Below are 12,997 nucleotides of genomic sequence, written 5' to 3'. Positions count from 1 at the left end.
CTCCTTAAAAAAATTATTTACCGAGCACGACGGCGCTGTAAGAACCGCCCGTAGCAAAGGACGTGACCAAGATCTTCTTGAAGCCCGCTGTTGCGACCTTCTTCTTGGACACTTCGCCATTTGCGATAAAGTAGGCGTTTTCTTCGGCAAGTTCACCACCGAGCATGAGAGCAGCTTCGGCAGCGGCGAGTGTCGCGGAAGCGGCACGGCCTTCGCCCACGCGTTCCTTCACCTGGAAGAGCGGGAGACTTGCGAGCTTGTCGCCAAACACGCGTGCGTATGCACCCTTTTCGATATCGTCAATCTTCTTGAAGCCGTTTGCAAAACCGCAGACAGCGTCAATTTCGTCAATGCTGACGCCAGCATCGTTGAGAGCATCCTTGATAGCAAGGTCAAGAGCTTCGTCAGAACCGGAGATGTGGCCGAACTTCACGTTTTTGCGGCCATTGCCGTAACCAAGGGCGTAGCAGTAAACCTTTGCACCACGGGACTTGGCGTATTCTTCAGTTTCCATGATGATAGAAACAGAGCCATCGCCCACCACAAAGCCATTGGAGTTGGAATACGGTTCCACCACCTTGTCGGCGGCGACGTTCATCTTCTGGCAGAGTTCGGTGATGATCGGGAGGTTTTCGTCCGTACCCGTAGCCATCATGGCATCTTCCTGACCATCGTGGATGACGTTCATGGAGTAGCCGATGCTATCGAGACCGGAGAGCGGACCCGTCGTGATGGTGACGCCGTAGCCCTTGATTCCAGAGAGAATCGAGAGGTAGCCACCGGCGGCATTATAAACTGTGTGAGGGAACTTGAAGGCGCTACCGCCAGCATTACCGGCTTCGGCAATGAGTTCCTCGAAATCGTAAGTGGCACCGAGGCCGCCTTCGCTGGTACCCACGATGATACCGATCTGCTTGGCATTATCTTCAGTGACCGTAAAGTTTGCATCCTTGAGGGCGCGCATGCCAGACACGGTCTGGAGCTGTCCCAGATTGTCGAGCTTGCGGTAGAAGGCCATCTTGATGCCGAGTTCCTTGTAGTCGTCGTTCGTAACGGTCGAGCAAACGGAAGCGGATTCCGGGAGCTTACCGTTCTTGACGGCGTCAAGGTAAATTTCCTTGCTGTTACCGATCGGGCTAACAATGCCAATACCTGTCACAGCAATCTTCTTATCCTTAGCGACCTGGCTCTGCACATCGCCCGGTTTCTTGCTGAACACGATACTTGCGTTCGTGCCGCCGAAAGCGACGTTGTTGCTCATGACGCATTCGAGTTCCTTAGCACGCGGGGTGTTCTGCACGTAGTCCATCGTGCCAACCTTGGCCTTGAGGGCTTCGGAATCTTCGGCAGAGTAATGGAGCGTCGGCAAAACGGTATTCGTCGTGAGAGCCTTGATGCTGAACACGGCTTCGATTGCACCGGCAGCGCCGAGGCAGTGACCCGTCATTACCTTGGTCGAACTGACACTCAAGGTCGGATTTTCTTCGTCGAAGAACTTGTGGAATGCATTGATTTCTGCATTGTCGTTCTTGCCCGTACCCGTACCGTGAGCGTTCAGGTAACCGATGTCAGACTTCTTAATGCCAGAATTCCTGACAGCGCGGTCCATCGCTTCGAGGAGGCAGACGCCATCTTCGCGAGGAGCCGTAATGTGGTGAGCGTCGCTTGTGACGCCTGCGCCGAGAACTTCGCAATAACGCTTGGCGTTACGCTTTTCGGCATGTTCCAGAGATTCGACAATCACGATGCCAGCGCCTTCACCGAGGGTGATGCCGTTGCAGTGGTTGAACGGAGAGCAACCGTTTTCATCCAAAGCATGGAGAGAAAGGAAGCCAGAGTACGGAACAGAAGCAAAGGAGTCGGAGCCACCGGCGATCACGACATCAGCCTTGCCAGCGCGGATAAGGTCGCAAGCAAGAGCAATGGAAATCGTACCGGCAGCGCAAGCGTTGCCCACGTTTGTGACAATGCCGCCCGCATGGCAAGCTTCGGCCACCTGGGAGGCGATTGCAGCAATGGGCATCTTCGGAATTTCGTTGACGTTCTTACCGTGGCGGTGGTACTGTTCAATGCTGAGGACTCCACCCACGCAGCTACCGATAATGACGCTTACGCGGCTGCTATCGGCAAAGTCACCGAGACCAGCATCGTTCAGGGCTTCTTTCATAGCCTTGATGCAGAGCTTGGAGGCGCGGTCTTTTTCGTCCGGGCATTCGATATCGTCCAGCGTATCACAGTTCACTTCGGCAGCCAAGTCTGCATAGCAGTTCTTGGTATCGAGAGAAGTGGTCTTGTGAATACCGGAGACGGAATTCAGGGCGTTTTTCCAGGTTTCTTCAACATTGTTGCCTACAGCGCAGATAACGCCAAGGCCAGAAACAACACAGCGACGATTATTAGAAGTCATAGAAATTCCAAACAATACTCAAATAAAAAGGCTTGATTAAGCCTTGTTCTTTTCGATGAAAGCGGCGATGGTATCGATGCTCTGGAAGTTTTCCTTAGCAACGCCAGTCATAGAAACGCCGAAGTTGTCATCGACGAAGGAGATGATTTCAAGGGAGTCCACGGAGTCAAGACCGATTTCTTCGCCGAAAAGCGGAGTATCGTAATTCAGGACATCGCCGTCTACGCCGAGATCGGACATAAAGAATGCCTTGAGTTTGCTCTTGATTTCTTCGTTTGCCATAATATTGTATCCTCTTTTGATAAAATTTTAGTGCAAAGATAGAAAAATATTCTTTCGTAAATTGCAGTTTTCACAAAAAACATACAAAATGCAGTTTTTAAGGATGAATGGTAATTACACATCACACCTATATTAGTTAGTGTGTTTAGGGCAAAATGCGTATTGTAAACTTTTTTAAAAAGTATGTTTTCTGTAATATATAAATACCATTTACAGTAATATTATTTACTAAATTTGAGCCATGATTTCATACGTATTTCCCGGTCAGGGTTCTCAGTTCCCAGGAATGGGCAAAGATTTATTCGAATCGAACGCCGACGTAAAGTCGATGTTCCTCAAGGCAAACGAAATTCTCGGCTTCAACATCACTGACGTGATGTTCAATGGCACCGCAGAAGACCTCAAGCAGACGAAAGTCACGCAGCCGGCAGTGTTCCTGCTCTCTGTTGCTATGGCAAAGGTCCAGGGTGGTAAGCCGGATATGGCCGCAGGTCACTCGCTCGGCGAATTCTCTGCACTCACGGCCACGGGCGCCATCACTTTTGAAGCAGGCCTCAAGCTCGTTGCAAAGCGTGCCGAAGCTATGCAGAAGGCTTGCGAACTCCGCCCGGGTACGATGGCCGCTGTTCTCGGCGGTTCTGATGAACTCGTCGAAGAAGCTTGCGCACAGGTCAAGGACGCAGCAGTTGTTCCGGCAAACTTCAACAGCCCGGGACAGGTCGTTATTTCTGGCGAAAAGGCCGGTATCGATCAAGTCGCAGCATACCTCACCGGTAAGGTGAAGCGCGTCGTACCGCTGCAGGTCGGTGGTGCATTCCACTCACCGCTCATGGAAAGCGCCCGTGCAGAACTTGCAAAGGCTATCGAAGAAACTGAATTTTCGACTCCGGTCTGCCCGGTCTACCAGAACGTAGATGCCAAGCCGCACACGGATCCGAACGAAATTAAGGCAAACCTTCTCACTCAGCTCACCTCCCCCGTCCGCTGGACACAGACGGTCAAGAACATGATTGCAGATGGTGCCACAGAATTTAAGGAACTTGGCCCCGGCGAAGTTCTTACCAACCTTATCAAGCGCATTCAGAAGTAAGCGCAAACACACAGGAATACTATGTGGGATAAATCGTATTTAGAAAAGTTGAGCGAACGCAACGCCAAGGCTCAGGCCGGTGGCGGCGCCGCTCGTGTAGAAAAGCAGCATTCCCAGGGCAAGCTCACTGCTCGCGAACGCCTTGAAATCCTTTTTGACAAGGGCACGTTCAAGGAAATCGGCGCCATGCGCCTTTCCCAGAGCATCGAACTCCCGGAATCCAAGCGCATTTACGGTGACGGTGTCGTTACAGGTTATGGCAAGATCAATGGCCGCCCGGTTTACGCTTGCTCCCAGGACTTCACGGTGAGCGGCGGTTCTCTCGGTTCCGCACACGCCAAAAAGATCTGCCACGTGATGGACCTCGCCCTTGATTCCATGGTGCCGTTCATCAGCATCAACGATGGCGGTGGCGCCCGTATCGAAGAAGGCGTTAGCTCCCTCGACGGTTACAGTGGCATTTTCGCCCGTAACACTTGGGCAAGCGGCGTGATTCCGCAGATTTCCGTGATTCTCGGACCGTGCGCAGGTGGTGCTTGCTACTCCCCGGCTATTACAGACTTTATCTTCATGACCGAAAAGACGAGCCAGATGTTCATCACGGGCCCGGCTGTCGTGAAGGCTGTGACTGCTGAAGTCGTGACCCCGGACCAGCTCGGTGGCGCAGGCGTTCATTCTTCCAAGTCCGGTGTTGCACACTTCGTGTACAAGGACGACAAGGAATGCCTCGAAGGCGTGCGTAACTTGCTCAAGTACCTCCCGCAGAGCAACACAGACAAGTCTGTCGCTCAGGCCGGTACGATCGTGGACAAGTCCGCCGATATCGAAGAAATCATTCCGGACAACTTCAAGCGCGCTTACGATGTTCGCGACGTGCTCAACTGCTTTGCCGACAAGGATTCCTTCCTCGAAATCCAGCCGGAATTTGCAAAGAACGTTGTCATCGGCTTTATCCGCCTCGACGGTAACGTGATTGGCGTTGTCGCTAACCAGCCGAAGTACCTCGCCGGTTCTTTGGACGTGGACGCTAGCGATAAGGCAGCACGCTTTGTCCGCTTCTGCGACAGCTTCAACATTCCTATCCTTACGCTCGAAGACGTTCCGGGTTACATGCCGGGCACGAAGCAGGAACACAACGGCATTATCCGCCACGGTGCAAAGCTCCTCTTTGCATACGCCGAAGCAACAGTGCCGCGCGTGACACTCATTCTCCGCAAGGCATACGGTGGTGCTTACATCGCCATGAACAGCAAGAACCTCGGTGCAGACTGCGTGTTCGCCCTCCCGATCGCTCAGATCGCCGTTATGGGTGCTGAAGGTGCTGTCGACATTCTCCGCAGAAAGGAAATCGCCGCTTCTGCTGAACCGGCCAAGCTCCGCGAACAGTACATCTCCGAATACGAAGAAAAGTACTTGAACCCGTATATCGCCGCTGGCAACGGATTCATCGACGAAGTCATCGAACCGAAGAGCGTTCGCGACCGCCTTGTTTCCGCCTTCGAAAACTTGAAGAACAAGAAGAAGGCTGTGCTTTGGAAGAAGCACGGAAATATTCCGCTGTAATTCAGTTATTAGTCATTGGTCAATAGTCATTGGCCAATGCTAAAAGCTGTTAGAAAATGAAAGATCCCGATTCCGTCGCGGAATCGGGATGTTTTTTTGTTATACAAGACTTGACTGGGTCCTTCACTTCGTTCAGGACGACGACGGTTATTCGTCATTCCGAGCAACGCGATATATGAAACTTGGCTCTTTAGAGCCTTAGTTGAATTAGGTTCGTAGGAGCGCAATCCAGTAAAGGTTCGGCTAGCGCCTATTGCAAAGTTTTCACAAGAGTGTCGTGCAGAAGGCCGTTGGTAAAGATGACCTGTTCGGCATCGACGAACTGCATGGGAGTACCGTCAATGTGTGTAGACTTGCCGCCAGCTTCTTCGACGAGGAGCGCAATCGCCGCGATGTCCCACGGATAGCTCATGGTCATCACAAAGCAATCGATGCGGCCGCAGGCCGTAAAGCAGCCTTCAATCACTGCAGAGCCCAAGCACTTCACGCGTTCGAACGTTTCGGCTTCGCATGCAAAATTGTGAGAATTCTGCGCATTGATTTTTGCGGCATCGCCTACGTTGAAATCGCCATTCGAAACAATTGCATGTGTCGGATTCGATTCTCGGCTCACATGAATTTGTTTGTCATTCATGAACGCACCCATGCCTTTTGCAGCTGTGTAGAGTTCACCAAGCTTCGGCAAGTTCACAACAGCAACATGCGGTTTGCCTTCGAAATGCAAGGCAATCGAAATGCCCCACAGCGGAATACCACGGCTAAAGTTCACCGTGCCATCAACCGGGTCGATAATCCAGCGGTAGCGCGGATCGGAGCCTTCGATGATGCCCGCTTCTTCGGTGCGGATGGAATGTGTCGGGAATGCGGCACGGAGCCCATCGACAATGAGCTTTTCACTAGATACATCGGCGATAGTCACAACGTCTTTAACAGTCTTGTAGCGGACATCGCCAAGGTTGTTCTGGAGTTCAAGGCAAAGGTCGCCCGCCTTACGGGCAAGTTCCTTTGCGACATTCAAAAAGTCTTCTGTATTCATTTTATTCACGTTTTTATATAAAAGGGAGATTCCCGCCTACGCGGGAATGACAATAAACAACAACTCTCGTCTCTAGTCTGTAGCCGCATTGCGGCGTTCTCTCGTCTATTTCCTATACGCACAGCAGCGGAAGCCAACAGCAGGCGATTTGTAGAACGATGCTGCTTCGCGATAATGGAGTTTTTCACCCGTCAAGAACACGACTTTTTTGCTTGATGGTTTATAAGTCAATCCATTTGCAAGTGAATCCAGCCAAGATTTACCGCCCTTCTTGTATTCACGATAAAGAGAGAAATCCTCGCCAATAGTCTTGCCATTTGCATCGACAACATCGTAGAACTGGAGCGTATCTCTGAAATCTTTCGGAGTCAATTTTTCATACAATGTTCTAGTCGTATCAGCAGCATAAACAGTGTCAATCTTAGTACCTTCACGATAGAGATAAACAGTATCCAACGTATAACCAGGACGAGTGTAGTATGGGAACGCGCGGTTGGTGCAGTAAGCAATCGATTCACGGTCAAGGCCATTGAACACCATATAGCTAGATCCCTTCAACACTGCAGCGGTGTCTTCGGAACGACCTCGCACCCACTCTTGGTACTGCCCAGGCAAGTCCCGAACGCCCATCGAATTCATGCACCCCGGATCACGCATTGTGACATTGGCAGCCAATTCTGCATTTCCAGTACCGACATTGCAAACTCTGAAAAGATAATCAGATGCTTCCGAGCCATTCTCTTCGATCACGCCATAAGCAAGGGAACCGCCAGACAAGCATACAAGTTCCCAATCGCGCTCACCACATAACGAGACCTCAAAACCGCTAGCGGAGATTCCCTCACAAGCAGCCAAAGCTTCGGAATGCAAAACACCCGTCATAAACTTGCCATCATCATCGCGATGTTCGAACCGCTCCATGCAGAACGACGTCGTATCAGACGTAGAGACAGCAACAAATCCTTCAGGGCAATTAAGGTCTGCGGCAACATCGCCCGGCGAAACAAAAACAGAATCCACAAGGGCTGCAGAATAATAACCAGAATTATCGACACCTCGAATTCGCAAAATCAAAGTATCACCGGGAGCCACCCAACGAATCGTATCCGTCACAAAGCTACCCACGCCTGTATAATCACGATAGAAGTGGCCATCCTCATCACGGCCATAGCGTTCACTATAACGGGTCTTGCCGCCAGCGTAGGAATAGGCATTCCAAGAATCATCTAGTTTATTGTAATATTCAATCTCATAATGCGACACAATCTTGTAGCAGCTATTTTCGTTACAGCCTCTGGGAACAACCAATTCTGAATCAACTTCAATTCCATGATTCTTAGAAAGCGGATCTAAGCTACGGCTCCAGAAAATACGAAGCCTATTATTGCTATCCAGTTTTGCAAAACCAGGGAAAAGAGAATCCTCTTCCGTAAAGATTCGCTTTGCCATAAGAGGAGCTATAGAATCGGTTCTTCTGATGACCTGATTCGAATCCACCGGGTTTGACATTTCAGAACCACTGTAATTGCCCGCCATATCCCAAGAAGACAAACCAATGGTGTACTGGTATTTTTCGGTTTCAGACTGGGTGCGAAGACCTTCGATAAAAAGACGGAAACGATTCTTGTTAATGTTTTGCGTATCGTAGCCCTTGCCATCAAAAACAACAAGATGCAGATAGTTCTTTTGTTTGTCAATGTTGGAGCTAGAATCTACAAGAAGAGAGTCGTAATGCGTATGGATGTGGGCATGACGTTTGTAAAGCCTGTTCCCTTCATAATCAACACCATCCGGAGACTGAAGGGTTATCTTGAGCTTGCTAAGATCCTCGTCGGCGTCCTTGGCCCAGATCACAATGTTGTATCCAAAAATAAGGCCAGAATATTCTCCCGGAGTGAGAATATCCGTACGGTCCATCGGGCGATACCATTCAAACATAGCGCCAGTAGACCAAACAGAATCCTTAAGCGGTTCAACTTTAGATGGCGGCTGGTCATCGACGAAACTTAAGAACACGCGCTGCAAAGCACCGGGATCGCCATCGTCAGAATATTCGCTAAACATCGCCACTTGGAGAGTCTTGTAACCATCCTCGATAAAATGCGCAATAGAGTCCGTCAAGTCAAGCGTATCGTAATAGCTACCTGAGGTAGAATCGTACTTGACAAAAAAGGCGTCCCTAACGCTCTTACTATGAGCCTTGTCAATTTGCTTATCGCTGACTGACCTCGACGTGCTATCGACAATCGTCGTATCAAGCCAAACACACAAGCCGGAGTAATTCTTGAGGCGAATCGGATAACGATACCGAATCTTAAAGCAGACGCTACCTTCGGGAGCATCGGAAGCACATTCCTTAAGGACGGAAACTTCGGAAATTTCCCTATCAAAGGAGAATTCATCGCCTTCGTCATCATCGGCGCAAGCGAAGAAAAATACAGCCAGAGAAAATAAGAGATAAAGTTTTAAATAGCGCATAGAATTCACGCTATTAATTTAGAAAAAACGATAGAAACACGAACACCAAGAAGCTATATAAAAACGTGTATACCGACCCCGGAACGGAGTCCGGGGAGACAAAGCCGAATAAAACAAAAACCGGGCGCTTTCGCGTCCGGCTTTTAAAAGCTAACCAAAGTTATTAGGCTTCTTCAGGATAGACAGAGACCTTCTGGCGCTTTGCATCGAGGCGTTCGAACTTCACAGTGCCATCAACGAGGGAGAACAAGGTAAAGTCCTTGCCCATACCGACATTGTTGCCCTTGTGGAAGTGAGAACCGCGCTGACGAACGATAATGTTGCCAGCCTTGACGGTTTCGCCCGCATACTTCTTAACACCAAGGTACTTGGCGTTACTGTCGCGGCCGTTACGTACTGAACCTTGACCTTTCTTATGTGCCATGGATTAAGCCTCCTTAGCCTTACGCAGAGAGTTCTTCTTGACCTTAGCCGGCTTCGGAAGTCCCTGAGCGATCTTTTCCTTGCGAGTGAGCGGCTTGTTCTGAACCTTCTGCTTAGCAAGGGCAGCCACGCGAGCGCGGTTGCGGGTAATAACTTGAGGGTCAACGACTGCAGATTCAGCGCCGGAGCGGAGTTCCGTGACGAGCACCTCGGTATAGCCCTGACGATGACCGTTACGACGTTCGTAACGGGTACGACGCTTCTTCTTGAACACGATGATCGTGTCTTCCTTGCCATGGGCGAGAACTTCGACCTTGACAGATGCGTCATTCAGGACAGGGGTGCCGACTTGCACTTCTTTTCCGGAGAAAAGAAGAACGGACTTGAGCTCCAGTTCAGAACCAACAGCTGCGTCGATCGTCGGGACCTTGTAGGCCTTGCCGAGTTCGACTTTATACTGGAAACCACCTGTTTCAACAATAGAATACATTTTTGTAATCCTTTTTAGGTTGCTATTGGGGCCCAAAATATAGTAATAGTGCACAGGAAATCAAAGAGGCACAGAAGTGAAAAATGATAAAAAAGTGCATTTTCGAAAAATAACTGGATCCTTCCGCCTCCGGCGTCAGGATGACGAGAGTGAAAAGGAGTCTGGATGACGAGAGAGTCCGCTCAGGATGACGAGTGAGCGGAAAACGAAAGAAAAGCAGCTCGTTTAAGCCTATTCTCTCGTCTCTCGTCACTCGTCTCACATCTCTTTTTGCTAAATTGTCTTCGGAATTTTATAAAGGATCCCCTAATGAGCAAAATTATCAGCCTTGATGGCGATTGGCAGATGATCTGGGACACGGAAGACACCGGCATCTCCAATCGTTGGTATGCAACGTATCCTGAAAAAACACAGACTGTTAGCGTTCCCCACATCTGGGAAAGAGCTTTCGACAAGCTTTTGATGGCCCAGGACTGCGCATTCTATTTCAAGAGATTCACGATTGACGACGAAAAGCAGGTCACAAAGCGCATTTTCCTCCGCTTTGAAAAGATTGCAACGCACGCCACCATCTGGCTTAACGGTAAACTTTTGGGCGACCACTTTGGCGCCTACACGTCCTTTGTCATTGAAACGCAGAAGGCAATCAAGCTCGGCGAAGAAAACATCCTCTGCATCCGTGTTGCTAACATGGGTGCAACGAACAGCCGCATCGACTTCGGTCGTGAAAGCAAGGAAGGCGCAAACGACCGCTACGCCCACCCGGGAGAAATGCCGGTTGGCCTCCCCTGGTCGCAGTATCCGTATGGCGGTATCTGCGGTCACGTGGACTTGATTCTCGGCAACGCCGCATTCATTTCTGATATTCACGTCGAACCGGACATGGACCAGGAACGCGTTTCTGTCGAAGCATTCTTCAACAACCCGCGTGGTTACCAGTCCCGTCTCCGCATCCTCATGAAGAACCCGAACGGCGACGTTTACGAATTCTTCAAGGACATCAAGCTCGAAAAGGAAAACGCCACGCAGAAGTTCTTGCTTGGCATCAAGGACTGGAAGAAGGACAAGTGCGTCTGGAGTCCGGAACGTCCGAACCTGTTCGCTATCGAAATGCAGCTCGAAATCAAGGGCGCTAAGGGCAAGGCTCCGGAATACACCTTCCCTGTCGTGAAGACTTTCGGCTTCCGCAAGTTCGACTGCCTCAAGGGCGACTACTACATCAACGACTCCATCGTGAAGCTCATGGGCGTGAGCTACAACCAGCAGTGGAGCGAAGGCGGCCTCTGGACGGACCAGAACCCGGCTCTCGAAAAGGACTTGAACGCAGTGAAGGCTGCAGGCTTCAACGTCATCCGTTCTTGCGGCGCTCCGCTCAGCAGCACGGCTCTCGACATCTGCGATAGAATCGGTTTGTTTGTGTTCCAGGAATTCCCGATCCACACGATGCGTTCGACCGCACAGGGCCTCGAAATCACGAAGAAGCTCATCAACGACATGGTGCGCGACCAGCACAACCATCCGTGTATCGCCGCCTGGATTCTCGGTTCCGAAAACGGAACGTTCATGCTCCAGAACGGTAACAAGCTATTGAACGCTATTAGCCCGATCGACACCTGCCGCCCGGCTATCAGCAACTTCAACAGTATCTACCTCGACAACGAAGCAAACTTCCACAAGGATACGGGTAAGATTATCCCGGTCTCCATCGACCGCATCTCGCAGTACGCCACAATGCGTATCAACCCGCGCGAAAACCCGAGCGCTGCTTACACGCACTACCTCGCCCACATGTTCGACAAGGAAGATGTGGAGCTCATGGTTCCGGATACGGGTCTCGGCGACAGCCACTTCCAAGATGAAGAAGAACCTATTTTGAACGACATCGAAAACAAGGTTTTGGTGACGCTCAAGAACAACACGCTCTTCCCGAAGCGCGCAACCACCATCGCCGGTCCTCGCAGTGTCAAGAGCCAGAAGGCCATCAAGAACGAATTCAAGTCTGTGGAAACGTTCGTCGACGATAGCAAGCTCTCCATTTGGCCGAACTTCGAATCGTTCAACGCCGATGTTTACCGCATTGCGCTCAAGAGCAAGTACGACCAAATTACCGCCTTCCAGAGCAACCCGCAGATTTCCGGTTTCTTCCTCGATCAGTGGGCCGACAACGGCACAGACTTTAGCGGTCTCAACGACGAAAACAGAAAGTCCAAGGGCATCCAGACGTTCGCCCGTGAAATCACGGCACCGAGCCGCGTGCTCATCAGCGAACTAGAACACGTCGCCACACCGCAGAGCGAAGTCAGCTTCCAGCTCACACTTTTGAACAACAGTCGTCTGGAAGATGTGGAAATCGAAGTTTCGCTTATCGACGCTAAGGAAAAGGTTCTCAACACGCAAAAGGTCATGCCCGAAGAACCTGCAGAAAAGAAGACTCTTACGCAGCTTGGCATTTGCACGTTGATGGCTCCGCGCGCTACCGGCATGTACAAGATTAAGCTCACGCTCAAGGATTGCGGCAAGGAAATCCATTCCAGCTACGAAGACTTGATCGTAATCGAACAGGCCGACGTGAAGGACGCCATGAGCAAGGTTTGCTTCCTCGATAACTACGACGAATCTAGCGATGTGCTCGCCGCGCTCGACGGTTCCGAACAAATTATCTTCACAGCAAACTTGAGTTCTTGGCCGGATGAAATCTTGGAAAAGATTATCGATGTCACGAAGAACGGCGGCAAGACTTTGTTGCTCTCCGATATGACGACTGAAGATATCGACCTCTTGAACCAGAGCCACAACTTTGAAAGCAAGATTGAAGCACACTGGACAACGGGTGCAAACGAATTCAGCTTGCATTACTTGCCGAAGGATTCTCCGCTCCTCGCTGTGTTCGGAGGCAACGGCGTTCTCGACCACAACTCCGCATCGGCTATGCCGGGCATTTCGTTGAACGAGCTCGCTGGCGCTAAGGTTTATGCACGTTCCGTGACGCTCAAGGATGGCGAAATCAAGACGGGTGTGGACCTGCAGCTCGTGCCGTTTGGCAAGGGACAGATCATGTTCAATCAGTTCAGCGTGATTGAAGGCTTGGAAACGAACGCCCTTTCGGATGCTCTGTTCACGGCAATCGTGAACTTGCTGTAATTGGTTCGGCAGGCTCACCAACCTTATTAAGGTCCAGGTCCCTGAGCTCAGCCGAAGGGCCGAAGCGTATAATTAGTAATTACAAGA

9 protein-coding genes are annotated in these 12,997 nt (G+C 50.7%); 3 read left to right on the top strand and 6 right to left on the bottom strand.

Going from position 1 to position 12,997, the window contains the following annotated elements; translation table 11 throughout:
• Nucleotides 1–13: 13 nt before the first annotated feature.
• Both CRN95_RS08445 and CRN95_RS08440 read right to left on the bottom strand, forming a co-directional pair.
• Nucleotides 14–2,407, bottom strand: a complete 2,394-nt coding sequence (locus CRN95_RS08445) for a beta-ketoacyl-[acyl-carrier-protein] synthase family protein (RefSeq protein WP_097020612.1) — start codon at nt 2,405–2,407, stop codon at nt 14–16.
• Between the two features lie 36 nt (nt 2,408–2,443).
• Nucleotides 2,444–2,689, bottom strand: coding sequence for an acyl carrier protein (locus CRN95_RS08440; RefSeq protein WP_014544921.1), 246 nt, complete (start codon nt 2,687–2,689; stop codon nt 2,444–2,446).
• A gap of 241 nt (nt 2,690–2,930) precedes the next feature.
• Here CRN95_RS08440 and fabD point away from each other — a divergent pair, with 241 nt between their 5' ends.
• Entirely contained in the window at nt 2,931–3,779 is an 849-nt protein-coding gene (gene fabD / locus CRN95_RS08435; RefSeq protein WP_014544920.1) for an ACP S-malonyltransferase, read from the top strand.
• A 21-nt stretch (nt 3,780–3,800) separates the two neighbouring features.
• Nucleotides 3,801–5,342 (top strand): acyl-CoA carboxylase subunit beta, encoded by a 1,542-nt coding sequence (locus CRN95_RS08430; RefSeq protein WP_097020611.1) that lies wholly within the window; start codon nt 3,801–3,803, stop codon nt 5,340–5,342.
• A 250-nt stretch (nt 5,343–5,592) separates the two neighbouring features.
• On the opposite strand, the gene CRN95_RS08425 is transcribed toward CRN95_RS08430, so the two are convergent.
• The 4 genes from CRN95_RS08425 to rplU form a co-directional block, all read right to left on the bottom strand.
• A complete protein-coding gene (locus CRN95_RS08425) occupies nt 5,593–6,378 on the bottom strand; it encodes an inositol monophosphatase family protein (protein WP_097020610.1) in 786 nt (261 codons plus the stop codon).
• Nucleotides 6,379–6,483: 105 nt separating this feature from the next.
• Nucleotides 6,484–8,856, bottom strand: a complete 2,373-nt coding sequence (locus tag CRN95_RS08420) for a hypothetical protein (RefSeq protein WP_235002955.1) — start codon at nt 8,854–8,856, stop codon at nt 6,484–6,486.
• Between the two features lie 163 nt (nt 8,857–9,019).
• The gene (gene rpmA / locus CRN95_RS08415) at nt 9,020–9,280 is read right to left on the bottom strand and encodes a 50S ribosomal protein L27 (protein WP_014545145.1); all 261 of its coding nucleotides are present in this window, start codon (nt 9,278–9,280) and stop codon (nt 9,020–9,022) included.
• Between the two features lie 3 nt (nt 9,281–9,283).
• Entirely contained in the window at nt 9,284–9,769 is a 486-nt protein-coding gene (rplU, locus tag CRN95_RS08410; RefSeq protein WP_014545146.1) for a 50S ribosomal protein L21, read from the bottom strand.
• Between the two features lie 309 nt (nt 9,770–10,078).
• Between rplU and CRN95_RS08405 the strand changes: the two genes are divergently transcribed.
• Entirely contained in the window at nt 10,079–12,910 is a 2,832-nt protein-coding gene (locus tag CRN95_RS08405; RefSeq protein ID WP_088629097.1) for a glycoside hydrolase family 2 protein, read from the top strand.
• Nucleotides 12,911–12,997: the final 87 nt, after the last annotated feature.

Origin of the sequence: Fibrobacter sp. UWB16 (assembly GCF_900215325.1) — a bacterium.
GTDB lineage: Bacteria > Fibrobacterota > Fibrobacteria > Fibrobacterales > Fibrobacteraceae > Fibrobacter.
The sequence above is the reverse complement of the archived record's forward strand: the minus strand, read 5'-3'. Positions and strand labels throughout refer to the sequence as shown.

Bases quoted from the DNA above. Each gene is read 5' to 3' on its own strand.
- CRN95_RS08445 (WP_097020612.1), bottom strand. From the start codon at position 2,407: ATGACTTCTAATAATCGTCGCTGTGTTGTTTCTGGCCTTGGCGTTATC.
- CRN95_RS08440 (WP_014544921.1), bottom strand. From the start codon at position 2,689: ATGGCAAACGAAGAAATCAAGAGCAAACTCAAGGCATTCTTTATGTCC.
- fabD (WP_014544920.1), top strand. From the start codon at position 2,931: ATGATTTCATACGTATTTCCCGGTCAGGGTTCTCAGTTCCCAGGAATG.
- CRN95_RS08430 (WP_097020611.1), top strand. From the start codon at position 3,801: ATGTGGGATAAATCGTATTTAGAAAAGTTGAGCGAACGCAACGCCAAG.
- CRN95_RS08425 (WP_097020610.1), bottom strand. From the start codon at position 6,378: ATGAATACAGAAGACTTTTTGAATGTCGCAAAGGAACTTGCCCGTAAG.
- CRN95_RS08420 (WP_235002955.1), bottom strand. From the start codon at position 8,856: ATGCGCTATTTAAAACTTTATCTCTTATTTTCTCTGGCTGTATTTTTC.
- rpmA (WP_014545145.1), bottom strand. From the start codon at position 9,280: ATGGCACATAAGAAAGGTCAAGGTTCAGTACGTAACGGCCGCGACAGT.
- rplU (WP_014545146.1), bottom strand. From the start codon at position 9,769: ATGTATTCTATTGTTGAAACAGGTGGTTTCCAGTATAAAGTCGAACTC.
- CRN95_RS08405 (WP_088629097.1), top strand. From the start codon at position 10,079: ATGAGCAAAATTATCAGCCTTGATGGCGATTGGCAGATGATCTGGGAC.